General features: G+C 36.1%; 22 protein-coding genes and 1 pseudogene. 18 read left to right on the forward strand and 5 right to left on the reverse strand.

What is annotated here, in order from left to right:
• Positions 1–116: 116 nt before the first annotated feature.
• The 3 genes and pseudogenes from BHF70_RS12975 (at position 117) to BHF70_RS01075 (ending at position 2808) form a co-directional block, all read left to right on the forward strand.
• A pseudogene (locus BHF70_RS12975) lies at positions 117–743 on the forward strand (GDSL-type esterase/lipase family protein).
• A 133-nt stretch (positions 744–876) separates the two neighbouring features.
• Complete coding sequence (locus tag BHF70_RS01070) at positions 877–2184, forward strand: O-acetylhomoserine aminocarboxypropyltransferase/cysteine synthase family protein (RefSeq protein ID WP_075758521.1); 1308 nt, start codon at positions 877–879, stop codon at positions 2182–2184.
• Between the two features lie 78 nt (positions 2185–2262).
• A complete protein-coding gene (locus BHF70_RS01075; RefSeq protein ID WP_075758522.1) occupies positions 2263–2808 on the forward strand; it encodes a hydrolase in 546 nt (181 codons plus the stop codon).
• Positions 2809–2906: 98 nt separating this feature from the next.
• On the opposite strand, the gene BHF70_RS01080 is transcribed toward BHF70_RS01075, so the two are convergent.
• The 4 genes from BHF70_RS01080 to BHF70_RS01095 all read right to left on the reverse strand — a co-directional run bounded on the left by BHF70_RS01080 (position 2907) and on the right by BHF70_RS01095 (position 7786).
• On the reverse strand, positions 2907–4175 hold the full coding sequence (locus tag BHF70_RS01080) for a cytidylate kinase family protein (protein WP_075758523.1): 1269 nt from the start codon (positions 4173–4175) through the stop codon (positions 2907–2909).
• A 3-nt stretch (positions 4176–4178) separates the two neighbouring features.
• Positions 4179–4604 carry a MarR family winged helix-turn-helix transcriptional regulator gene (locus tag BHF70_RS01085; protein WP_075758524.1) on the reverse strand — a complete coding sequence of 142 codons (426 nt, stop codon included), beginning with the start codon at positions 4602–4604 and terminating at the stop codon, positions 4179–4181.
• Positions 4605–4765: 161 nt separating this feature from the next.
• A complete protein-coding gene (locus BHF70_RS01090; RefSeq protein ID WP_075758525.1) occupies positions 4766–6763 on the reverse strand; it encodes an oxidoreductase in 1998 nt (665 codons plus the stop codon).
• 132 nt (positions 6764–6895) lie between these two features.
• Positions 6896–7786 (reverse strand): LysR family transcriptional regulator, encoded by an 891-nt coding sequence (locus BHF70_RS01095; protein ID WP_075758526.1) that lies wholly within the window; start codon positions 7784–7786, stop codon positions 6896–6898.
• Between the two features lie 206 nt (positions 7787–7992).
• On the opposite strand from BHF70_RS01095, the gene BHF70_RS01100 reads away from it, so the two are divergent.
• From BHF70_RS01100 to BHF70_RS01130, 7 genes are all read left to right on the forward strand, one after another.
• On the forward strand, positions 7993–8868 hold the full coding sequence (locus BHF70_RS01100) for a shikimate dehydrogenase (protein ID WP_075758527.1): 876 nt from the start codon (positions 7993–7995) through the stop codon (positions 8866–8868).
• A 34-nt stretch (positions 8869–8902) separates the two neighbouring features.
• Positions 8903–10087 carry an MFS transporter gene (locus tag BHF70_RS01105; RefSeq protein WP_075758528.1) on the forward strand — a complete coding sequence of 395 codons (1185 nt, stop codon included), beginning with the start codon at positions 8903–8905 and terminating at the stop codon, positions 10085–10087.
• Positions 10088–10115: 28 nt separating this feature from the next.
• On the forward strand, positions 10116–10877 hold the full coding sequence (gene aroD, locus BHF70_RS01110; protein WP_075758529.1) for a type I 3-dehydroquinate dehydratase: 762 nt from the start codon (positions 10116–10118) through the stop codon (positions 10875–10877).
• Between the two features lie 196 nt (positions 10878–11073).
• On the forward strand, positions 11074–11574 hold the full coding sequence (locus BHF70_RS01115; protein ID WP_075758530.1) for a TRAP transporter small permease: 501 nt from the start codon (positions 11074–11076) through the stop codon (positions 11572–11574).
• Positions 11562–12860 (forward strand): TRAP transporter large permease, encoded by a 1299-nt coding sequence (locus BHF70_RS01120; RefSeq protein WP_075758531.1) that lies wholly within the window; start codon positions 11562–11564, stop codon positions 12858–12860. The genes BHF70_RS01115 and BHF70_RS01120 overlap by 13 nt, the downstream gene beginning before the upstream one ends.
• 1 nt (position 12861) lies before the next feature.
• Positions 12862–13872: a TRAP transporter substrate-binding protein gene (locus BHF70_RS01125; RefSeq protein WP_075758532.1), complete on the forward strand. Its 1011-nt coding sequence runs from the start codon at positions 12862–12864 to the stop codon at positions 13870–13872.
• A 183-nt stretch (positions 13873–14055) separates the two neighbouring features.
• A complete protein-coding gene (locus tag BHF70_RS01130; protein ID WP_075758533.1) occupies positions 14056–14553 on the forward strand; it encodes a YqeG family HAD IIIA-type phosphatase in 498 nt (165 codons plus the stop codon).
• 91 nt (positions 14554–14644) lie between these two features.
• On the opposite strand, the gene BHF70_RS01135 is transcribed toward BHF70_RS01130, so the two are convergent.
• Positions 14645–16633 carry an oxidoreductase gene (locus BHF70_RS01135; protein WP_075758534.1) on the reverse strand — a complete coding sequence of 663 codons (1989 nt, stop codon included), beginning with the start codon at positions 16631–16633 and terminating at the stop codon, positions 14645–14647.
• Positions 16634–16761: 128 nt separating this feature from the next.
• Here BHF70_RS01135 and BHF70_RS01140 point away from each other — a divergent pair, with 128 nt between their 5' ends.
• The 8 genes from BHF70_RS01140 (at position 16762) to cysK (ending at position 24023) form a co-directional block, all read left to right on the forward strand.
• Positions 16762–17652 (forward strand): LysR family transcriptional regulator, encoded by an 891-nt coding sequence (locus BHF70_RS01140; protein WP_075758535.1) that lies wholly within the window; start codon positions 16762–16764, stop codon positions 17650–17652.
• Positions 17653–17740: 88 nt separating this feature from the next.
• The gene (locus BHF70_RS01145) at positions 17741–18520 is read left to right on the forward strand and encodes a shikimate kinase (RefSeq protein WP_075758536.1); all 780 of its coding nucleotides are present in this window, start codon (positions 17741–17743) and stop codon (positions 18518–18520) included.
• A 78-nt stretch (positions 18521–18598) separates the two neighbouring features.
• Positions 18599–19783 carry an iron-containing alcohol dehydrogenase gene (locus tag BHF70_RS01150; RefSeq protein WP_075758537.1) on the forward strand — a complete coding sequence of 395 codons (1185 nt, stop codon included), beginning with the start codon at positions 18599–18601 and terminating at the stop codon, positions 19781–19783.
• A 62-nt stretch (positions 19784–19845) separates the two neighbouring features.
• Positions 19846–20403, forward strand: coding sequence for an elongation factor P (efp, locus tag BHF70_RS01155; RefSeq protein WP_075758538.1), 558 nt, complete (start codon positions 19846–19848; stop codon positions 20401–20403).
• On the forward strand, positions 20403–21269 hold the full coding sequence (locus BHF70_RS01160) for a DMT family transporter (RefSeq protein WP_075758539.1): 867 nt from the start codon (positions 20403–20405) through the stop codon (positions 21267–21269). The genes efp and BHF70_RS01160 overlap by 1 nt, the downstream gene beginning before the upstream one ends.
• The gene (gene xth, locus BHF70_RS01165) at positions 21270–22022 is read left to right on the forward strand and encodes an exodeoxyribonuclease III (RefSeq protein ID WP_075758540.1); all 753 of its coding nucleotides are present in this window, start codon (positions 21270–21272) and stop codon (positions 22020–22022) included.
• Positions 22023–22033: 11 nt separating this feature from the next.
• A complete protein-coding gene (locus BHF70_RS01170; protein ID WP_083638219.1) occupies positions 22034–23107 on the forward strand; it encodes an endonuclease/exonuclease/phosphatase family protein in 1074 nt (357 codons plus the stop codon).
• A 13-nt stretch (positions 23108–23120) separates the two neighbouring features.
• Entirely contained in the window at positions 23121–24023 is a 903-nt protein-coding gene (cysK, locus tag BHF70_RS01175; RefSeq protein WP_075758541.1) for a cysteine synthase A, read from the forward strand.
• The last annotated feature ends 4 nt before the right edge of the window (positions 24024–24027 follow it).

Genomic DNA, 24027 nt, shown 5'->3' on the forward strand with positions numbered 1-24027 from the left:
AACTATAATAGGCTGTATTTTTTATTTATTGGACGAAAGGCATAACCTGTGATAATATACTAGTAAAGAGATAGGAAATATATGATATAAAAATAAGATGAAAGTGAGATGAAAAAATGAAACAGATATTATGCTTTGGAGATTCCAATACCTACGGATTGATTCCGGGAACCAGTGAACGCTACAATTGGAGTGTAAGATGGACAGGAATACTAGATCAGTCATTAAGTCAAAAAGGATATAGAATTATAGAAGAAGGATTATGCGGAAGAACTACTGTATTTGAAGATCCTTTAAGAGATGGCAGAAAGGGAACAGCGATTTTTCCTACTGTTCTGGAGACACATCAGCCACTGGAACTTGTTGTTTTGATGCTTGGCACCAATGATTGTAAAACGGTTTATGATGCGTCTTCCAATGTGATTGGAAAAGGAATGGAACGGTTAGTGGATCAGGTTCATCAGAAACAGCCATAGGCAAAAATTCTGCTGGTTTCTCCTATTCATCTTGGAAATGGTGTATGGGAGGAGGGTTATGATCCTGAATTTAATCAGCAATCAGTGAAGACCAGCAAGGAACTTCCTGCTATATATAAAGAAATAGCCAGGCGTAAAAAAATTGATTATCTTGCTGCTTCAGATTATGCATTACCAAGTGAAGAGGACAGAGAACATTTGAATGTTGAAGGACATGAAAAACTGGCATTGGCGCTAAAAGATTATATTGAAAAAATGATTGCATGATTTGCTATAGAAGAAACTTATAACCAGACTTATCTTTTTCATATTAGACAGGTAGGAAAAACTATGATAATATAATACCTGTAAACAGATAGGAAATAAATGAAAAATAATTATAGAGAAGGAGAATTACATTATGAGCAAAAAGATTTCAAGAGAGGATAGAAACTTAAAATTTGAAACATTACAGTTACACGTGGGACAGGAAACACCAGATCCTGCAAGCGATGCAAGAGCGGTTCCGATTTACCAGACAACATCTTATGTATTTCATAATTCTAAGCATGCAGCAGATCGTTTTGGCTTAGCAGATGCAGGAAATATTTACGGAAGACTTACAAATTCTACACAAGGTGTATTTGAAGACAGAATTGCAGCTTTAGAGGGTGGTGTTGCAGGTCTTGCAGTTGCTTCTGGAGCAGCAGCTATTACATATACCATTCAGGCATTGGCTGCACAGGGAGAACATATTGTTGCGCAAAAAACCATTTATGGGGGAACATCAAACCTTCTTGCCCATACACTTCCTTTATATGGCATCAGTGCTACTTTTGTTGATGCACATAATCTGGAAGAAGTCGAAGGTGCCATTCAGGATAATACAAAAGCGATTTACTTAGAAACCCTGGGAAATCCAAACAGTGATATTCCTGATCTTGATGCAATTGCTGAAATTGCTCATAAGCATGGACTTCCAGTGGTTGTTGATAATACCTTTGGTACACCATATCTGATTCGACCAATTGAACATGGGGCAGACATTGTTGTTCATTCTGCAACAAAATTTATTGGAGGACATGGAACATCACTTGGTGGTGTCATTGTTGATGGAGGAACATTTGACTGGGCAGCAAGCGGAAGATATCCTTGGATTTCTGAGCCAAACCCAAGTTATCATGGAGTGCGTTTTACTGAGGCAGCAGGTCCTGCAGCATTTGCTACTTATATTCGTGCAATCTTACTTCGTGATACAGGTGCTACAATATCTCCATTTAATGCGTTTATACTTTTGCAGGGAACAGAGACACTCTCTCTTCGTATCGAACGTCATAATGAAAACACAAAGAAAGTTGTAGAATATTTAGCAAATCATCCACTGGTGGAAAGTGTAAATCATCCTTCACTGCCAGATCATCCGGATCATGCATTATATGAGAGATATTTCCCTAATGGTGGTGCAAGTATCTTCACATTTAATATTAAAGGTGGTCAGGAAGAAGCACATAAATTTATCGATAATTTGGAAATCTTCTCCCTGCTGGCAAATGTAGCCGATGTAAAATCTTTAGTTATCCATCCTGCAACAACAACACACAGCCAGTGCACAGAAGAAGAATTATTAGATCAGGGAATCAAACCAAATACGATTCGTTTATCTATCGGTACAGAAAATATCGATGATATTATCCAGGATCTGGATGAAGCGTTTAAAGCACTTCAGTAAGAAATGATAAACAGATAAACCATAAGGAGCGGGTATCAGTCCGCTCTTTGCCATTTTTTTAAGAAAGGATTGATACATATGACAAGAGAAGAAGCATGGGATTTACTGATAGAATACAATAAAGATGAATTTCATTTGCAACATGCACAGATTGTAGAAAATACAATGAAATATTTTGCCAGAGAACTTGGCTATGGAGATGAGGAAGAATTCTGGGGAATTGTAGGATTACTTCATGACCTGGACTTTGAACAGTATCCAGAAGAACATTGTATAAAATCTCAGGAAATTATGAAAAAACTTGGAATTGATGAGAAAATCATTCATGCTACAGCCAGCCATGGATATGCGATTACGGTTGATATAAAACCGGAACACGAAATGGAAAAAGTATTATATGCAGTGGATGAATTAACTGGTTTGATTGGAGCTGTTGTTTTGATGCGTCCATCCAAAAGTGTACAGGATCTGACCTTAAAATCTGTAAAGAAAAAATATAAAAGCAAAAATTTTGCAGCAGGATGTGATAGAGAAGTAATTCAAAGAGGAGCAGATATGCTGGGATGGACGTTGGAAGAATTGATAGAAAGAACTATCGAGGCGTTAAAGACGTTTCAGGATTAGTATTTTTAAATGTTTACAGGAAACTGAAAGAATTAAGGATAGAAATATAAAAGGTAAGAGGATATTGTAATTGTAGCAATATCCTCTTACTGTTTATGTTATATTTGTTCTATTGTGTTACAGATTGTGTTCAAAATATAATCTGTACCTAATGATGTATCCAATGTAAGGTGATATTTTTTTGCCAGTCCCCATGCCTGATGGGTGTAATAGTGATAATAATCTGCTCTCTGATGATTCATCTGCTGGATTTTTGCAGCAGCTTCTTTTTCAGAGAGATGCTCTGTGCTCATAATTCTTTTAATACGGTAATCTGATGGTGCATGAAGAAAAACTTTCAGACAGGAGGTATTGTTCTTTAATATGTAATCGGCACATCGCCCCATAATGACACAGTTTCCTTTGGAAGCAATTTTTTGGATGATAGAGCTTTCGGCTTCAAAAATTGCATCTTTTGGAGCGGGATTTTTTGAAGAGTATGCATACATTTGAGTAACCAGATCATAAATAAGACTATTGGTCATGGATTCATCATTTTTTTCAATATAATCTATGGTATATCCTGTGGACTTGGCAGCCTGCTGGATAATTTCATTATCATAAAATGTAAATCCTAGTTTTTCTGCCAGCTTTTTGCCAATCTCTCTTCCGCCACTTCCATATTGACGGTCAATGGTAATGATATAAGAAGTTTGCAGGTTTTCTGTAACTTCATTTTCCATATCAGCTTTTTGAAAGAAAACAGGTTCCAGAAAGGAAAGCCATCTGCCAAATAATCGGGCGATTAAACCTACAAGCAAAGCAGCAATAATGGTTCCTTCCCGTACACCATGAAGCTGCTGGGTAAACAGGAAAGATAATAGTCCTGCAATGACGGTCATGGATACATCAAAGATAATTTTTGTTGTACCAAATTCCGTGTGCCATACAAAAACAACAGCACGTACAAAAGACTCTCCAGGAAGCATGGCAACGTCTGCAAATACTTCGGAAAAAACACCAAAACCAAGGATGATACATCCAATCAGCAGATAAATAATTTTTTGTATATAGGTAGAGGGATTTATAAAACCAAGTAATATCATAGATATGTCAATAAAATATCCAAAAGCAATGGAAATAGGAATCTGAAGCAAATGTTCCAGCTTAAAATTTTTCCGAAGGATAAATAGTTGAAGCAAAATCAGCAGCAGACTGAAATAAATGGTAAATTCACCTAATGTAAAAGGAAAATTAAGACTTAATACATAAGGGATAGATGAAATTGGAGAAGTACCAAGATCTGCTTTTGTGATCATGGCAACTCCTAATGAATTGATAAATAGTCCAATAAAGAAAATAATATATCGTTTTAGTTTCTCGTGCATTTTTTATTCTCTCCTTTTTCTCATATTTTCATATATTTTTGCAAATGTATTCATAAATGCAGTTTTTTCTGCATCGGGAATATTTTCAAATATTTCAGATTCTAAAGTCTCAAAAGAATCTGAAACAATATGTGATAGCTTTTCTCCTTTTGGTGTTAGGAAGACATAGAGGGAGCGACGGTTTCCATTAAGATTTTTTCGGTGGATGATTTCCTGTTTTTCCATACGATTTAATATAGATGTTAAAGATGCAGGCTCAATGTGACATGCAGATGCAATTTCTTTTTGTCCGGCACCGTTATGGTCTTTTAGATAATCTAAAACTTTGGGCTGTCCTAAAGAGAGTTCAGTATTTTTTAAAGATGTAAGCAAATCTTTCTGAAGCATCATATGATTTGCCATAAGAAGATAGTGAAAAGTATAATTCATAAAGGCTCCTTTCAAAATTAGAAAACTAATAATTAGAATTCTAACTATTAACATTTGATATTATAAAATGAAACAAGAATAAGGTCAAGAGAAAAAATTTATAAAGAAAAAAGAACATGATTGAATCATGTCCTTTTTTAAATGGTATTTATATTGAAGGTTTACAGATAATCAAGGTCTGCAAGAGTACTTAAAATGTTGTGTCCTTCCTGCACACCATCAATGATTCTTCTTGCACGAACGCTGTCTCCGATGTTGAGAATTTCAACGTCTGTGTCAGAGAATGCTTCGCGAATTTCATCAAGGATTGGAGTGTTTGCTCTCATACCAAGACACACGAATCCATAATCAAATGGAAGTTCTTTTTCCTCTCCATCTGCTTTTACAACAAAACAGTCACTGTTAACCTGGCAAAGAGCAGTATTTGGCATCTGCTTAACATTGTATTTATTCATTAAAGCAGTGGTACCTGCTTTAGATACAGGATCAAGATCTTTTCCAATCTGTGGCATCATTTCAACGATACTAACCTGAGCACCTTTTGGGGCGAAATATTCAACTACATCAAGTCCTACAGCTCCACCACCGATAACAACAACTTTCTTATCGGAACAATCTTCTGGATAGTTAGAAAGATTGTTAATCATTCCTGAAATAGACGATACTTTAGAACCTTCTTTGTCAATATGATCATGAAGACCTTTGATTGGCGGAAGTAAAGGATTAGATCCTGTTGCATTTACGATAATATTTGGATGTAATGCCTGAATCAGTGGTAAAGTAGCTTCCTGGCCTTTAAAAATAAACAGGTTAGTCAGTTTGGAAGCACGATTAATAAGGTAAGTTGGGAAGTCTCCCAGACGTTTTTTGTCTGGAATCTTTGAAATTTCAACAGATAATCCACCTAAATGATCTTCTTTCTCAAATAAGAATGTTGTACAGCCAACTTCTGCTGCAGTACAAGCTGCTTCCAGACCGGCAGTTCCACCACCAATAACAATAACATTACAAGGTTTATTTATTTTTTTCTTTTTATAATCAAATCCAGAGTTAACAGTTGGATTAATGGTACAACGGATTGGACGGTTAACTCCAATACGGTTTCCTGCACATCCTATGTTACAGGAGATACATTTACGAAGCTCATCTTCGCGTCCTGTGGCAACTTTTTTTACCCAGTGAGGATCAGCAATCAGTCCACGACCCATACCGATAATATCTGCATCTCCGCGACCAAGAATATCATCAGCGATACGAGGATCACGGATGTTCCCCATGGTAACACAAGGTTTTTCAAATTTTTCTTTGACAGCTTTTGCCATATAGGAACGCCATCCGTCTTTTAAATAGTTTGCATCAATCTGGTACTGGATAGAACTGTTTAATCCGGCGGATACATCAAAAGCATCCACTTCATCCTGAAAATAAGAGAGAAGTTCTAAAGTATCTTCTAAAGTATTACCACCTTCTACAAACTCATCTGCACTGATACGGACAAAAATCGGGAACATAGGTCCGACATGTTTTCTGACCTCTTCTATAACTAATTTTGCAAAACGTGCGCGATTCTCTGGACATCCACCAAATTCATCGGTTCTTTTATTAGTTGTAGGGGAGAGAAACTGACTGATTAAGTAAGAATGTCCAGCATGAATCTCAACACAATCAAATCCGGCAGCCTGTGCACGTGCAGCAGCTTCACCGTATTTTTTTGCAATAGCTATAATTTCATCTTTTTCCAGAGGGCGAGGAATTTCTCCACCGGTTTTTGATGGAATATCAGAAGCAGAAACCGGTTGCATATTTGTTCTTTTTGATTGTGCAGATGCTCCGGCATGGTTTAACTGAAGGCCGATACATGCACCGTGAGAATGTACTGTCTCACACAATTTAAAGAAACGAGGCATATAATTGTCATGATCGATACGAATCTGTGTTGTACCATTTGATCCAAGAGGAGAGTCAACACTTGCATTTTCAACCATGATTAATCCAACGCCGCCTTTTGCTCTTTCTGTATAATAATCAATGTGTAAAAAACTCATTTCACCAGTCTGTTCACCATAGTTGGTTCCCATAGGAGTCATCATAATACGATTTCTCATGGTCATTGTTTTAATGGTTAGTGGTGAAAAAATATTCTTATAATTGCATTTCATAAAATAAAAACCTCCAAATAATTACATCTTCCATAAGTGAGGTTGTTATCATTAAATTTGGGTGTGATTTTTAATGATGACTGTATTATACCATCCAGACAAATATTTAACAAATTGATATTTTGTGAGAAATTAATAAAATCTATCTATGGTTTTTTTAACAAAGTCAATGAAATTCTGGACAGATGGAAGCATTATAGAATTTTTCAGATATGCCATGTAAACTGTATGGTATGGTTTTACGTTAGCCAGATGTAGAATTTCAACATTATAGTCACGTAAAGATTCTACATGAGCGACGAATCCAATACCAAAATTCTCAGCTACAAGGGAAGCAATGGCATTTTCATCTGGGGTTTCAAAGGCAATGGAAGGTTTCATGTGATTCTGCCGGTAAATGGAATTGGTAAATCGTCCAAGACCAGAAGTATGATCATATCCTATAACAGGGTAATCTAACAAATCTTCTATTATAATAGGCTTTTTATTTTTGAGAGGGTGTCCTACCGGGGTAATGATAACCATTTCCTGATTAATAATAGGAATAAATTCAATTTCAGGTTCATCGGGAACATAAGATCCGAAAATAATATCATATTTTTCGGACTTTAAACCGGAGATGAGTTTTTTTGTAATATCCTGATTAAGAGAAAAAGTGACATCTTTATTCTGCTCAGTATTTAGAAAGTTGCGAACCATATGAGGAATATAAGATTTTGCCAGAGGAAACACATAACCGATATCAATATGTCCTCCAGAAGCATTTGATAAAGCTTTCATTTTTGTTTCGGCAACTTTTATTTCTTCCAGAATCCGGTTTACATGTTCAAGAAAAATCTGCCCATATTTTGTCAGTTTAATATTACGTCCGTTTTTTTTAAATAAAGGGATTCCAAGTTCATCTTCCAGATTTGCGATAGACCGGCTTAAACTTGGCTGGGATATATTTAATGCAGTTGCAGCCTGATGATAATGCTGTAATTGAGCAACTTTTTGAAAATAATATAATTGATTTAAATTCATAACTCCTCCAGAAAAATATTTCTTTATTATAATGTGAATATCTAATAATATTTTAACACGATTAATAGCAAAAAGCTATCAATTATTTGCAAAAGATATATTAGAAGTATCAATAAAAGTGATGTATAATATAGCCATAAGGTTGTTAAAAAATTAACTTTTGGGTGAACACAACAAACTATAAAGAATTTATAAGGAGAAAAAATATGGCAGAAAGAATCACAGGTCATACAGAATTAATTGGATTAATGGCTTATCCAATCAGACATTCCAGCTCACCAGCAATGCATAATGAAGCATTTGCAACTTTAGGACTTGACTATGCATACCTTGCATTTGAAGTTGATAATGATACTTTGGAAGATGCGGTAAAAGGGCTTCGTGCTTTAAAAATGGTAGGTTCTAATGTATCTATGCCAAATAAAACAGTTGTAGGACAGTATCTTGATGAGTTATCTCCAGCAGCTGAAATGGCAGGAGCAGTTAACACAATTGTCAACGACAATGGAAAATTAATTGGACATATTACAGACGGTATCGGATATATGCAGTCTTTAAAAGACAATGATATTGATGTGATTGGTAAGAAAATGACAATCACAGGAGCCGGTGGTGCAGCAACAGCAATTGAAATCCAGGCAGCATTAGATGGTGTCAAAGAAATGTCAATCTTTAATATTAAAGATAAATTCTGGGAAAATGCGGAAAAGACAGTTGAAAAGATTCGTGCTAACACTGACTGTATCGTTAATCTTTATGATTTGGATGATAAAGAAAAATTAAGAGAAGAAATTGCAGACAGTTATTTATTTGCACAGGCAACTGGTGTTGGAATGAAGCCATTAGAAGGACAGTCAGTTGTACCTGATAAATCTTTCTTCCGTCCAGACCTCATTGTAACAGATACAATCTATGCTCCAAGAGAAACTGCTTTATTAAAAATGGCAAAAGAAGTTGGATGTAAAACAATGAATGGACTTGGAATGATGTTATTCCAGGGAGATGCAGCTTTCCATTTATGGACAGGAAAACATATGCCAATTGATCATATGAAAGAAGTATTAGATATTAAATACGATTAAGAATAAGATAAATATTTACTGAGAGGAAATAATAATGAATAAAAAATATTTACCAAGTGCCCTAATTTTATATTTAAACTATTTTATCCATGGAATCGGTTGTTCCATTTTAAGTCAGCAGGTAGTAAAAGAAATGCTGGCAGCCCAGTGGGGATTGTCTGATGTTATGGCAGTTACATCCATTGCAGCAGCTTTAGGTTTAGGACGTCTGATTTCCCTTCCGTTTGCAGGACCTTTATCTGACAAATTAGGACGTCGTTTATCAGTGATCATCGGATGTGCTTCTTACGTGATCTTCTTAGTGGGAATTGCATTTTCACCAAACACAACAATTGCGTACATCGCAGCAGTTCTTGGTGGTATCGCTAACTCATTCCTGGATACTGCGACATATCCTGCAGTTGCAGAAATTATTGATAAATATACAGGGATTGCAACAATGGGAATCAAATTCTTTATTTCTATTGCACAGTTACTGATGCCTTTCTTCTTAGGTGTTGTTGCCGGATCAAGCCTGTCATACCTGATGCTTCCAGTTGTAGCAGGTGTTGCAATCGGAGTTCTTGGAATCCTTGCAATTTTTGCACCGTTCCCAGCAGCATCTGAAAGTGGAAAATCTGAATCACTGATTCAGAATATTAAAAATGCAAATTTCTCTATTGAAAGTATTGCATTGATCTTAATTGGTTTTACAAGTACAGCTACATTCCAGTTATGGTTAAACTGTGCTCAGACATTTGGAACAGAAATCGCCAAAATCCCGTCAGAATCCGTATCTGTTATGCAGACATACTATTCTGCTGGAACAATGGTAGCACTGGTAGTTACAAGTTTATTAATTACAAAATTTAAACAGGTTCGCTTCCTGGTAATCTATCCGGCAATTTCTGTAGTGATGCTTGCTCTTGTATATGTGATTAAAACACCTGTAATCTGTTATATTGGTGCATTTGTTATTGGTTATTCTGCAGCTGGTGGAGTTCTTCAGATGGCTACAGCAACTGTAAATGACCTGTTCCCTAAAATCAAAGGTACAATTACAAGTTTAGTTATGATTGCATCCAGCTTGTGTAACTATACAATCTTAACAGCAGCAGCAAAAATGACATCTAGTCAGGTAATCGTTATGAATCTTGTAATTACTATTATTGGTGTGGTACTTGCTTTATTTGTAAATATGAGATATGGTACATTATTGAAGAATGTTGATGCAGAATAATAAAGTAAGACAATAGGAGGTATTGTCAATGAATCCGGTAGAAGTAAGAAATATTAAAATCGGCGAAGGGGTACCAAAAATCTGTGTCCCTATCGTTGGTGTAACAAAAGATGAAATTATTGCAGAGGCAAAAACATTTGACAGCATTCCGGTAGATGTTGTGGAATGGCGTGTTGACTGGTTTGAAGGTGTTTTTGATTTTGCTAAGGTTGAGGATGTATTAAAAGATTTAAGAGATGCTTTAGGTGATACTCCAATTCTTTTTACTTTCCGTACATCTAAAGAAGGTGGAGAGAAAGCAATTGAAGCCGAACCATATAAAGAATTAAATATTGCAGCAGCTAAAACAGGATATGTAGATCTTGTGGATGTGGAAGTATTTACTGGAGATGATATTGTTAAAGATATCGTTGCAGCTGCACATGAATGTGGTGTTAAAGTAGTTGCATCTAATCATGACTTTGATAAAACTCCAGACAAAGATGATATTGTAGGAAGACTTCGTAAAATGCAGGATTTAGGTGCTGATATTCCGAAAATTGCTGTTATGCCTCAGAATAAGAAAGATGTTCTCACATTACTGGCTGCAACAGAAGAAATGAGCAACGAATATGCAGATCGTCCGATTATTACAATGTCTATGGCAGGAACAGGTGTAATCAGCCGCCTTTGTGGAGAAGTGTTTGGTTCAGCATTGACTTTTGGTGCTGCGAAAAAAGCATCTGCACCAGGACAGATGGGTGTTGATGATTTGAAGACAGTATTAGAGTTATTACATAAAAGTCTTTAAGGGCCATGTATTTAAATAGACTTGAAAGAGTCAGCAAGCAGTGCTGACTCTTTTGAATATATAGAGAAATATTATGGAAATAATAGATAGGATTTATTTGTGCTGTTTGCATATTCCTAGTATAATTATGTATGGTTGTTAAAAGAATAACTTTTTGGAAAATGATATTTTTTTCAAAAAGGGAGAGAGGAAAAAGATGTTAAAATGGCTTGATGAAAATTTAGAAGAATTTTTAATGGTTATGTTGCTTATAGCTATGACCCTGATTATGGGAATTCAGGTTTTTGCAAGATATGCTCTGGGTGCATCATTATCTTGGTCTGAAGAAATAACCAGATACTTGTTTATCTGGTCAGGATTTATCAGTGTCAGTTATTGTACGAGAAAATGTATTTCCATTAAGATCGAACAGTTTGTTGGAATGTTCTCAAGAAGAGGACAGGCAATTTTTAAAGTAATTAATCATACTATTGAACTGGCTTTGTTCTTCTATTTAATTCCGTACGCAGTACTTTATTTAAAAAGTGCATTTGAAAGTGGACAGGTAAGTCCCGCATGTGGAATTCCAATGTATTATATCCAGGCAGCACCGTTGGTAAGTTTTGTTTTAGTTGCATTTCGTATTATTCAGCGATGGATCATAGAATTCCGTATTGCAATAAAGAAAGATAAGGGGGAAGAAGAATGTCAGCATTAGTTGTATTTATTATCTTTTTTGTATGTTTAATCATTGCGATACCTATTTCCATTGGTCTTGGAATTGTATCTGTGCTCCCTGGAGCTTTTGATCCATCATTTACTGCCAGTGGACAGTTTGTTATTAGATCTATGCTAGGTGGAATTGATAGTTTTCCTCTTCTTGCTGTTCCAATGTTCGTTTTATCTGGAATGATTATGGCAAAAGGTGGAATTTCAAAAAAGATTTTTGATGTATTTGTTTATTTTATAGGAAAATTAACAGCAGGAATGCCATGTGCAGTTATTGTTACCTGTCTGTTTTATGGAGCAATTTCAGGATCCGCTCCTGCAACAGTGGCGGCAGTAGGCAGTATGACAATTCCGATTCTTGTAAAACTTGGATATGACAAAGTATTTGCTACATCCATTGTTGCAGTAGCCGGAGGACTTGGAGTCATTATTCCTCCAAGTATTCCGTTTATTATGTTTGGAATGGCATCTGGAGAATCTGTCAGTGACCTGTTTATTGCAGGAATTGTCCCTGGAGTTTTTATAGGGCTTTTACTAATGCTCTATGCAGTTTTTTATTGCAGAATACATGGTGAAGATAAAGAAAAAATTAGTGAAGCAGTAGATGAGCTTCATCAGAAGGGATTTTTAAAAGTATTTAAAGAAAGCTTTTTTGCTTTATTAAGTCCTGTAATTATTTTGGGATGCATCTATTCAGGAGTTGCATCGCCTACAGAAGCAGCAGTTATTTCTGTATTTTACTCTGTGGCAGTAAGTCTGTTTGTATATAAATCTATTAAGGTAAAAGATTTGTGGCAGGTTATGGTGGAAGGAGTCAGAACTTATGCACCGATTTTATTTATTCTGGCAGCATCAGTTGCATTTTCCAGAGTTTTAACGTTGATGAGAGTACCTCAGTCCGTTAGTGAATGGATTTTAGGAAACTTTACCAATAAAATTATTGTTCTTCTTGTTATTAATATCTTCCTGCTGATTGTAGGAATGGTAATGGATACAACACCGGCAATCCTGATTTTAACACCGATTTTATTACCGATTGCTACTGCTATTGGAATGAATCCGATTCATTTTGGAATTATGATGGTTGTTAACCTTGCCATTGGATTTGTTACCCCTCCGATTGGAGTTAATCTGTTTGTGGCCTCATCTTTGACAGATATCCCGGTGATGGAAATTGCCAAAAAGGCATTGCCTTTAATTATTTGTTTTCTGGTTGCGTTATTGCTGATTACATTTATTCCTCAGATTAGTCTTGTATTATTAGGAGGTGCATAAGATGAAATTATGGAAAAAAGGACTTGTACTTCTTTGTACTGTTGCACTGGTATTTGGAATGACAGGATGCAAGCAAAAGCAATCTTCAGATGAAGTACAAAGATATGCATGGCCTCTGGGAACTTCAAGTCCGGAAGATACAGTAACGCAGATCTATGCAGAAAAATTTGCTCAGGAAGTAAAAAGGTTAAGTAACGGGAAAATGAAAATAGAAGTATATCCCAATAGTACACTTGGTGGAGATCGAGAACTTTTGGAAAGCTGTAAAGATGGAGATATTCCTTTTGTCGTGCAGAATACAGCACCTCAGGTAACATTTTTGCCAGATACTGCAGTATTTGATTTGCCAAGTGCTTTTTCCAATATTGAAGATGCCAGAGCAGCTGTTGATAACCCTCTGTTTTATAGTAAAATGGAAAAGGTGTATGAAAAAGGCGGATATAAATTGCTTGGTTATGCTGATCAGGGATTCCGTGTTATGTCAACGAATAAAGAAGTGAAAGATATTAGTGATTTTAAAGGACAGAAAATTCGTACTATGGAAAATAGTTATCATTTGGCATTTTGGAAATCTTTAGGATCAAATCCAACACCTATGACCTTCAGCGAAGTTTATATTGGACTACAGCAGGGAACCATTGATGCACAGGAAAATCCATATGAAGTTATTGTATCCAGCAAATTATATGAACAACAGGATTATGTGGTAGAAACTAATCATCTGCCTCATTATATTTCTTTAATCGTTAGCGATGAATTTTACAACAGTCTTTCCAAAGAGCAGCAGAAAATCATTGATGAAGCATCTGAAACAGCAAAAGTTTATGCGAGAAAAACATCTGATGCGAGAATTGCGGATCGAATGAAAATTATTAAAGACAGTGGAACAAAAATTATAAAGCTGGATGAGAAGACACAAAAACAGATTCGTAAAGAGGCATCTGGTGTTTATGAAAGTATCAGAAAAAGTGTCTCAGATGATATTGTGAAAGCATACTTAAATGAAAAATAATATATAAGCTGGAAAGATTTTTACACTTTAGAATAACAGATTTTTCCTAATGAAATAAAAAACGCATGTTACAATCAGTGACATGCGTTTTGCTACAAAAAAGAATAAATTTTAATTTGTATTGCACAATAAAGCATACTGTTATAAAATGAAGAAATAAAAGGAAAAGAATGGAGATAAGTAATGTTTCAGAAATTTTATCCATCTGAGGATATAAGAAGTACATATGACATTGATTTTGAACGATATTATCAGGAAGGCTATCGTGGAGTGATTTTTGATGTTGACAATACATTGGTTCCACATAATGCACCAGCAGATGACAAAGCCAAAGCTTTATTTCAAAAGCTGAAACATATAGGTTTTGAGTTTTGTTTTACCAGTAATAACAAGGAACCTCGTGTGAAGAAATTCTGCCAGGATGTAGGAGGGCGGAATTATATATATAAGGCCAATAAACCGAGTGTAAAAGGATACCAGAAAGCAATGAAGAAGATGGGGACCAATAAAAATAATACTTTGTTTGTTGGAGATCAGTTGTTCACAGATGTATATGGAGCAAATCGAACAGGAATTCATAGTATTCTGGTGAAACCGATTCATCCAAAAGAAGAGATACAGATTGTATTAAAACGATATCTGGAAAAAATAGTTTTATGGCAATATCGAAGAAAGAAATAAACTCTGATTTTATTGAGTAATAAGTAAAAAGAATAAAACCGTTGGAATTCATTAAAATTCCAACGGTTTTCACTTTTATATCAATCAAATTCTAAATAAAATTCTGTCTTTCTAAAGCAAGGAGAATATCTCGTCCTTCTTTTACACCTTCGATCATACGACGTGTCTGAGCACTGTCTCCAATATTAAGAACTTCGATTCCTTCATAAATAAAGTGATCATATAATTCTTTCAAAGCAGGAGTTGCAGATTCCATTCCAAGACAGATAAATCCAAAATCAAAATCTAATTCAAGATCTTTATAATCATGTCTTACAATGAAGCTGTTTTCCTTTACTTCCAGAAGAGAAGCATTTGGATACTGATGAACTCCATATTTGCTTAACATTGCAAGTGATCCGGTTCTTGTGATAAAATCAAGATTTTCTCCAAAATGAGCTTTCTGTTCAACAATAGTAACATCAGCTTTTCTTGGAGCAAAGAATTCAACAACATCCAGACCAACATTTCCGCCACCGATGATGACAACTTTCTTTCCAGACAGATCTTCTTCATAAGAATCAACGTTATCAACAAGGTCAAAAATTGTAGATACATTTTTAGCTGCAAGATTATCTTTCAAACCTTTGATGTCTGGAAGACGAGGGTTGGATCCTGTTGCATTGACAACGATATCCGGTTTGAATCCTTCAACAAGATCGATGGATGCTTCCATATTCTTACAGATAAATAAGTTCTTAAGTTTTGATGCACGATGTTCCAGATATTGAGGGAAATAACCAAGACGACGTTTGTTAGGCATCTTACCAACACGTCTTGCAAGACCGCCAAGCTGGTTTGTTTTTTCAATCAGTACAGTTGCACATCCAACTTCTGCCGCGGTACATGCAGCTTCCAGTCCGGCGGTTCCTCCACCAATAACAACCACATTACAAGGTTTCTTTAAAGTATGTTTCTTGTAGTATTCACCAGAAACAATAGACGGATTGATAGTACAACGAATTGGTTCATCACTTAATGTTGCAGTACATCCATTGTTACAGGAAATACAGCGGTTGATATCATCGGTGTTTCCAAACTGAACTTTATTGACCCATTCAGGATCTGCAATCAATCCACGTCCGATAGCGATCAGATCGGCTTCACCATCTTCAAGAATGCGATTGGCAATTTCCGGTTCACGAATATTTCCACTTGTCAGACATGGCTTTCCGGTGGATTCCTTCAATTCTTTTGCCATATAGGATTTCCATCCGTCAGGAAGGTAATCAGCATCATTCTGATACTGGATAGAGCATGTAAGACCGGCAGATACACAGAACACATCTACATAATCTTTGAAAAATTCGACGATTTCTTTTGTATCGTCTAATGTATTTCCGCCTTCAGCAAGTTCATCAGCACTGATACTTAAAAAGATAGGAACATTTTCACCAACTGCCTCACGAACAGCTTTTAAAACCAAAGTTGTAAAGCGGGCACGGTTTTCTTTTGAACCTCCAAATTCATCTGTACGATCATTAGTAAGAGGAGAGAGAAACTGATTTAACAGATAACCATGACCAGCCTGAATTTCAACAGCATCAAAACCAGCTGTAACAGCACGTTTTGCAGCCTGTGCAAATTTATCGACGATAGTATAGATTTCATCTGTTGTCAAAGGTCTTGGAATATCTCCATCTGCACTTGATGGAATATCGGAAGCAGAAACGGGCTGGATATTTGTCAAGCGTCCATTTGCAGCTGCGCCTGCGTGATTTAATAAAATACTGATCTTAGAACCATATTCATGAACTTTTTCACAAAGTCTGTATAGTCCAGGAATATAAGTATCATGGTCAATTCGAAGCTGATAAGATCCAGCTGCACCCTGTGGAGAATAGACACTGGTACCTTCAATAATAATAAGGCTGGCACCACCTTTTGCTCTTTGTTTATAATATTCAATAACTTTTTCGTTTACTTCACCAGTATGTTCAGCAAAATTTGTTCCAATCGGGGTCATGACGATTCTGTTTTTCAAAGTCATGGATTTTACTGTATAAGGTTCAAATAATTTACGAAAATTTTTTGCTGCCATAATTATGATTCCTCCAAATCGTTTTGTAATTTCTTAATAATAATTATAACAAGGTTTGTATACAAATGCAATGAAGAATATGCTATACTATCCATAAAGAAAACTGATAGATTCAAAGGGAAAAGGTTATGAATTTAAATCATTTGTATTATTTTCGAGCACTTGCCAAAGAAGAACATTATACACGTACAGCAGATAATCTTTCTATTACGCAGCCCAGCCTGAGTCATGCCATATCATGCCTTGAAGGTGAGCTGGGAGTGAAGCTTTTTGAGAAACAGGGAAGAAATGCAAAATTAACAAAATATGGGCAGCTGTTTTTAAGGTATGTGGAACAGTCATTGGCTATGCTGGATGAAGGAAAACGAATCTTGACAGAAGCATCGGGACTTGACGGAGGTTATATAGATATAGGATATATTTACACTCTGGGAAGCCATTTTATTCCACAGGTTATTAATCATTATATGGAGAAGAAAGGAGAGAATCATATCCGGTTTTCTTTTGGACAGGGGACAACAAAAAGAATTATACAAGGTTTGAAAGAGGGGAAATACGATTTCGTTTTCTCTTCTTATATAAAGGATGAGGAAAATCTTGAGTTCATTCCGGTTGCAGAAGAAGAACTTGTGCTGATTACTCCAAAGGACCACCCGCTGGCAGATGAGAAATCGGTAAATCTTGGGGATACAACCCAGTATGATTATATTTATTTTTCCAAAAACAGTGGACTTCGAAATGTGATTGACCAGCTGTTTTCAAAAGTTAAGGGTTATCCCAAAATTGCTTATGAAGGAGAAGAAGATTCTACGGTTGCGGGACTTGTGGCGGCAGGATTTGGCATTGCCATTGTTCCTAATATCCCGCTTTTAAATACGATGGATGTATCAGTAATTCCTATCAGTTCACCGGAAATCCATCGTTATATTTATCTGGTAACTTTAAAGAAGAAATATCTTGCACCGGTTGCAGAAGAGTTTGTGGAGTTTGTTAAAAATAACTATTCAGTAAAAGGATAATAATTGAAAAATAACAAGCGCTTATGATATACTTAAAAAAGGAGTGTCTATTTGGCACTTAAAGATAAATAGAAAAGGAAAAACAGCAATGAATCAGTTAGATGAAATCAGAGAGAGACTGGATATTTGTGATAAGAAAATTGTTTCTGTTTTAGAGGAACGAATGGATATCATTAAAGAAATCATGGTCTACAAAAAAGAAAACGGTTTGCCGATTTTGCAGCCAGAACAGGAAAAAAGACAACGAAAGATGTTGTTGACCCATGTTAGTGATAATACATATAAGGATGAGATTCTTGATATTTTTACTTATATTGTTGAAAACAGCCGTCGTATTCAGGCAAGAACATTATTTACCCATAATATTCTGCTGATTGGTTTTATGGGTGTAGGAAAAAGTACAGTATCTGATTATTTAAGTAAGATTCTGGCATCTCCTCAGGTCGAAATGGATCAGGAAATTGTCGATAAAGAAGGGATGTCCATAAATAAGATTTTTGAGGAATATGGAGAGACTTACTTCCGGAACTGTGAAACAAATCTTTTGATTGAACTTCAGAAGAAAAATAATCAGATCATCTCCTGTGGAGGAGGGGTCGCTCTTCGTGACGAAAATGTCAGAGAAATGAAAAAGAACGGAAAAGTTGTACTTTTAACAGCTTCTCCAGAGATTATTCTGGAACGTGTCAGAGACAATGATGACAGACCGCTGCTTCGTGGTAATAAAAATACAGAGTTTATTTCAAAAATGATGGAGGAGAGACGCCCCAAATATGAAGCTGCAGCCGATGTGATTGTTAATACAGATAAAAAGACTGTTGAAGAGATTGCAGAAGAGATTGTTGTGAAATTAACCAGAAAAGTTTAATGATTTATCAGGAATATCTGAGAGTTCTTGAATTTGTTCATTGGTAACTATATTTTATTTAGAAATGGAGGGAAAAATATGCATTCATTTACTCAGTATACACCGACTAAAATTGTTTTTGGTAAGGAAACGGAGAAGCAGGTAGGAGATCTTGCTCTGCAATATGGTGCATCAAAAGTTTTTGTAGTATATGGTGGCGGAAGTGTTGTTAAAAGCGGACTTTTAGATCGAGTAACAGATGCGCTAAAAGAGGCAGGCATAGATTATATGACTATTGGAGGAGTAAAACCTAATCCAAGATTATCTTTTGCCAGAGAAGCGGTGGCAAAAGCAAAAGACTTTGGAACAGATTTTGTCCTTGCTGTTGGCGGTGGAAGTGTTATTGATACTTCTAAAGCAGTGGCTCATGGTGTTGCAAATCCAGATACAGACATCTGGGAATTCTGGTCAAGAGTTAAGACAGTTGAAAAAACAATTCCTGTAGGTGTTGTGTTAACACTTGCAGCAGCAGGAAGCGAAACAAGCAATTCTGCAGTACTTACAAATGAAGAGACAAAGATCAAAAGAGGATTGAGTACGGACTTAAACCGCCCGGTTTTTGCAATTATGAATCCTGAACTGACTTATACACTTCCGAAATACCAGATTGGATGTGGAGTTGTTGATATTATGATGCATACACTGGATCGTTATTTTACAAAAACGGAACATAATGAGATGACAGATGAAATTGCTGAAGGGTTATTGAGAACAGTGATTAAAAACGGAGCAATTGCGATCAACGATTCACATGATTATAACGCCATGAGTGAGATCATGTGGGCAGGAAGTCTTTCTCACAATGGATTGACAGGTCTTGGAGCCGTTACAGACTTTGCAGTTCATCAGCTTGGACATGAATTAAGTGCCAAATTTGATATTGCCCATGGAGCAAGTTTATCTGCTGTATGGGGTGCCTGGGCAACTTATGTGTATCCTGAAAAGCCAGAACGTTTTGCTCAGTACGCAAAGAGAGTATGGGGTATTGATACAGAAGATCCGAAAGAAGCTGCAAAGGAGGCTATTGCTAAAACTGTAGCATATTTTAAATCTTTGGATATGCCAACATGTTTCAGTGAAGCGAAAGAAATCGGGCTGAAAACAGATGAAGAAGTACATAAGATGGCTTATGGATGCTCCTATGAAGGAACAAGAACCATTGGTAATTTCAAAACATGTGATATTGATGATATGTACGAAATTTATAAACTGTCAAATAAATAGTTGAATCTAAGCTACATTTATTATAAAATAATGTAAGATTATGAAGGAGGACGAATAAAAAAATGATATTAGCAGGAAAGATAAGTAATAAACAGACAATAGAATACGAAGGTGCAATTTACGAAGTTATTGAGTTCCAGCACGTAAAACCTGGAAAGGGATCACCATTCGTTAGAATTAAATTAAAAAATATCAAAACTGGAGCAATTGTAGAAAATACATTCCGTCCAGATGAGAAATTTAAGAAAGCTCATATCGAAAGAAAAGAAATGCAGTATCTGTATAATGATGGAGATTTATATTATTTCATGGACAATGAAACATTTGATCAGATTTCCATTGAAAAATCTATGGCAGAAGATTCAATGAAATTTGTTAAAGAAAATGAAAATGTTACCATCGTTTCTCATGCAGGAACACCATTCCAGGTTGAACCACCAATTTCTGTTGAACTTCTGGTTACAGAATGTGAACCAGGAGTAAAAGGAAATACTGCACAGGGAGCTACAAAACCATGTATCGTAGAAACAGGTGCTAAAGTTATGGTTCCATTATTTGTTAACGAAGGCGATACGTTAAAAATCGATACAAGAACCGGAGAATATTCTTCCAGAGTATAATGTCTGCTCAGAAGAACCGAGGGATCATATGTATCATTCTGTCAGCATGTTCTTTTGCTCTTATGAGTTTTTTTCTAAAGCTGGCAGGTGATTTACCATCGATTGAAAAAAGCTTTTTCAGGAATCTTGTTGCAGCTGTGATTGCCCTTATAATGCTGGTGCGCAGTGGCGAGAAGTTCTATTTACAAAAAAAGAATTTACATTGGTTTGTTCTAAGGTCCCTTTTTGGGACCTTAGGTATTTTCTGCAACTTTTACGCAGTGGACCATATGCTGCTTGCAGATGCTTCCTGTCTGAATAAATTATCGCCGTTTTTTGTTATAGTATTTTCTTATTTTATTCTGAAAGAACGTATTACCATACCACAGTTTTGTTGTGTGATTACTGCGTTTGTTGGAAGCATGTTCATTGTGAAACCATCCTTTGCTTCTGGATCTCTCGGAGCATCTTTTATAGGATTTATGGGTGGAATGTTTGCAGGATTGGCATATACCTGTGTCAGAAAACTTGGATTAAGAGGAGAAAGAGGTCCAATGATCGTATTTTTCTTCTCCACTTTCTCCATGCTTGCATGTATTCCGTTTATGATTGCAGATTTTAAACCTATTTCACCAGTACAGCTGATGTATCTCATGTTAACGGGTCTTGCAGCAGCAGGAGGGCAGTTTGGAATAACAGCCGCTTACACTTATGCACCGGCAAAAGAAATATCCGTATATGATTATACACAGATTATTTTCTCTGCACTTCTGGGATTGCTATTCTTTGGACAGATTCCGGATGGATGGAGTTTCCTTGGATATGTAGCAATTATAGGAGCTGCAGTAGTGATGTTTATTTATAATAAAAACCGTGGAGGAAATTAGATGAAATTTATTTCATGGAATGTTAACGGAATTCGTGCCTGCGTAAAAAAGGGTTTCCTTGATTTTTTCAATGAAACTGATGCAGATATTTTCTGTATTCAGGAAAGTAAAATGCAGGAAGGACAATTGGAACTTGATCTGGAAGGATATTATCAGTATTGGAATTACGCTGAAAGAAAAGGCTATTCCGGGACCGGGATATTTACAAAAATCAAGCCTATATCTGTTTCCTATGGAATGGGAATTGAAGAACATGATCATGAGGGAAGAGTTATTACCCTTGAATTTGAAGATTACTATTTTATTACAGTTTATACACCAAATTCTCAAAGTGAATTAAAACGTTTGGAGTATCGAATGAAATGGGAAGAAGACTTCCTGCGTTTTCTAAAAAAACTAGAAGAAGATAAACCGGTTATCGTTTGCGGAGATCTTAATGTGGCGCATTCGGAAATTGATTTGAAAAATCCAAAGACAAATAGAAAAAATGCCGGATTTACAGATGAAGAAAGAGAAAAAATGACTGTTTTTCTGGATGCCGGTTTTATTGATACATTCCGATATTTTTATCCTGACAAAGAAGGAATATATTCCTGGTGGTCTTATCGTTTTAATGCACGGAAGAATAATGCAGGATGGAGAATTGATTACTTTATTGTTTCAGATGTTTTAAAAGATCGACTGCAGGATGCTAAAATATTGACAGATGTTATGGGCTCTGATCACTGTCCTATTGAACTTGATTTCATTTAAGGAGGCAAAAAGTGAATAACAAGCTCAGAAATATTTTCTGTGGAATCGGGGTTATTGCAATATCGCTAGTAGTTGTATTTGGGACTATGCTGATATATTTATCTATTAGGGAGTATAAACCCGAACGGAAAGAGATAATCCAGATAAAAAATCAGGAGACAGGTGAAAAGTTAAAAAAAGATCAGGAGATATCTGTTTTGACATGGAATGTGGGTTATGGTGCATTAAGTGAAACAGAGGATTTCTTTATGGATGGAGGGAAAGATGTCCGTCCGGAAAGCAGGATACTGGTTCAAAATAATTTGAATCAGATGAAAGACGTAATAAAAAAGACTAATTCAAAGGTTGTTTTTTTACAGGAAATCGATAAGAATTCCAAAAGATCCTATCATATAAATGAAGTTAATACACTTGCAAAGGGATGGAAAGGAAACTGGGCATATGCAAGGAATTTTCTCTGTGATTATATTCCATATCCTATGCCGACGATCGGTCAGGTGGATGCAGGTCTTGTTACGCTGAATCGCTTTCAGGTATCAGAAGCTGTAAGATACTCTTTGCCTACACCTTTTTCATGGCCATTGAGAGTATGCCAGCTGAAAAGATGTCTTCTTATGGAGAGGGTTCCGATTAATGGAAGTCAAAAGGAAGTTGTTTTTGTAAATCTGCATTTAGAAGCATATGATAATGGAAGTGGAAAAAAAGCACAGACCAGAATACTGGCAGAAATTCTTCAAAAGGAGTACGATAAAGGAAATTACGTTATTGCTGGAGGTGATTTTAATCAGACATTTCAGCAGGTAGATCAAAGAAAATATCCAATATGGGATGATGAGAATTTCCAGGCAGGAGAAGTTGATGAAGCTGTTTTTCAAAATGGCTGGAAGTTTGCGACGGATGACAGTTTTCCAACATGCAGGCTTTTAAATCGACCATATGACCGAAAAGATGAAAAGACACAGTTTTATGTTATAGATGGATTTATTGTTTCACCAAATGTGGAAATTTGTAATGTGACTACATTAAATGAAGATTTTAAAAACAGTGACCATAATCCGGTACAGATTAAGATAAAATTGAAATAGGAGGCTTTCTTTTATGTATGTGGAAAGTATGTTAGATTTAATTGGAAATACACCTCTCATAAGTTTTGAAAAAACAATGGGATATAAAATATTTGCAAAAGCGGAATTCTTAAATCCGGGAGGAAGTATCAAAGACCGTGTTGCAAAGAATATGCTGGAGGAAGCACAAAAGCAGGGACGATTAAAACCAGGGATGACGATTATTGAGCCAACATCAGGAAATACTGGAATCGGTTTGGCGTTTTGCGGCATTAGAATGGGATATAAAGTTATGATTGTTATGCCGGAAAATATGAGTGAAGAACGCAGGAAGCTGATTCAGGCACTTGGAGCAGATCTGGTTCTTACACCGGCAGAAGAAAATGTTGATGGTGCTGTCAGAAAAGCCCAGGAAATCGCCAATTCTTCTGATGAGTATTTTATGCCGCAGCAGTTTGAAAATATTGCCAATACAGAAGCACATTATAAAACAACAGCACGAGAATTATGTGAGCAGATTGGTCAAAAAGTGGATATTTTCGTTTCCGGAATCGGAAGTGGAGGAACTATGGCCGGTATGGCAAAATATCTTTTGGAACAAAATCCTGATACAAAAATTATCGCTGCAGAACCAAAAGGTGTTTCAGCAATTCTTGGTCAGAAACCAGGGTTGCATCAGATTCAGGGAATCGGTGATGGATTTATTCCTGCAATTCTTGATGTAGATATCATCTCAGAAGTTGTAGAAGTATCTGATGAAGATGCCATAAATACAGCCAGAGAACTGGCGAGAGTCCAGGGAATTCTTTGTGGAACTTCATCAGGTGCAAATATTTATACAGCTAAAAAGATGGCAGAAAAATATGGGAAAGACAAGGTAATTGCAACTGTTCTTCCAGATCGTGCGGAACGTTATTTCAGTGTTGGGTTAGTTTAAAAAG

It is taken from the genome of Anaerostipes sp. 494a (genome assembly GCF_001940315.1).
Classification (GTDB): Bacteria; Bacillota; Clostridia; order Lachnospirales; family Lachnospiraceae; genus Anaerostipes; species Anaerostipes faecalis.

Bases quoted from the DNA above. Each gene is read 5' to 3' on its own strand.
- BHF70_RS01160 (WP_075758539.1), top strand. From the start codon at position 20,403: ATGTCTGCTCAGAAGAACCGAGGGATCATATGTATCATTCTGTCAGCA.
- BHF70_RS01145 (WP_075758536.1), top strand. From the start codon at position 17,741: ATGAATCAGTTAGATGAAATCAGAGAGAGACTGGATATTTGTGATAAG.
- BHF70_RS01095 (WP_075758526.1), bottom strand. From the start codon at position 7,786: ATGAATTTAAATCAATTATATTATTTTCAAAAAGTTGCTCAATTACAG.
- BHF70_RS01115 (WP_075758530.1), top strand. From the start codon at position 11,074: ATGTTAAAATGGCTTGATGAAAATTTAGAAGAATTTTTAATGGTTATG.
- BHF70_RS01135 (WP_075758534.1), bottom strand. From the start codon at position 16,633: ATGGCAGCAAAAAATTTTCGTAAATTATTTGAACCTTATACAGTAAAA.
- cysK (WP_075758541.1), top strand. From the start codon at position 23,121: ATGTATGTGGAAAGTATGTTAGATTTAATTGGAAATACACCTCTCATA.
- BHF70_RS01105 (WP_075758528.1), top strand. From the start codon at position 8,903: ATGAATAAAAAATATTTACCAAGTGCCCTAATTTTATATTTAAACTAT.
- BHF70_RS01100 (WP_075758527.1), top strand. From the start codon at position 7,993: ATGGCAGAAAGAATCACAGGTCATACAGAATTAATTGGATTAATGGCT.
- BHF70_RS01075 (WP_075758522.1), top strand. From the start codon at position 2,263: ATGACAAGAGAAGAAGCATGGGATTTACTGATAGAATACAATAAAGAT.
- efp (WP_075758538.1), top strand. From the start codon at position 19,846: ATGATATTAGCAGGAAAGATAAGTAATAAACAGACAATAGAATACGAA.
- BHF70_RS01150 (WP_075758537.1), top strand. From the start codon at position 18,599: ATGCATTCATTTACTCAGTATACACCGACTAAAATTGTTTTTGGTAAG.
- BHF70_RS01120 (WP_075758531.1), top strand. From the start codon at position 11,562: ATGTCAGCATTAGTTGTATTTATTATCTTTTTTGTATGTTTAATCATT.
- BHF70_RS01130 (WP_075758533.1), top strand. From the start codon at position 14,056: ATGTTTCAGAAATTTTATCCATCTGAGGATATAAGAAGTACATATGAC.
- xth (WP_075758540.1), top strand. From the start codon at position 21,270: ATGAAATTTATTTCATGGAATGTTAACGGAATTCGTGCCTGCGTAAAA.
- BHF70_RS01125 (WP_075758532.1), top strand. From the start codon at position 12,862: ATGAAATTATGGAAAAAAGGACTTGTACTTCTTTGTACTGTTGCACTG.
- BHF70_RS01080 (WP_075758523.1), bottom strand. From the start codon at position 4,175: ATGCACGAGAAACTAAAACGATATATTATTTTCTTTATTGGACTATTT.
- BHF70_RS01140 (WP_075758535.1), top strand. From the start codon at position 16,762: ATGAATTTAAATCATTTGTATTATTTTCGAGCACTTGCCAAAGAAGAA.
- BHF70_RS01090 (WP_075758525.1), bottom strand. From the start codon at position 6,763: ATGAAATGCAATTATAAGAATATTTTTTCACCACTAACCATTAAAACA.
- BHF70_RS01070 (WP_075758521.1), top strand. From the start codon at position 877: ATGAGCAAAAAGATTTCAAGAGAGGATAGAAACTTAAAATTTGAAACA.
- aroD (WP_075758529.1), top strand. From the start codon at position 10,116: ATGAATCCGGTAGAAGTAAGAAATATTAAAATCGGCGAAGGGGTACCA.
- BHF70_RS01085 (WP_075758524.1), bottom strand. From the start codon at position 4,604: ATGAATTATACTTTTCACTATCTTCTTATGGCAAATCATATGATGCTT.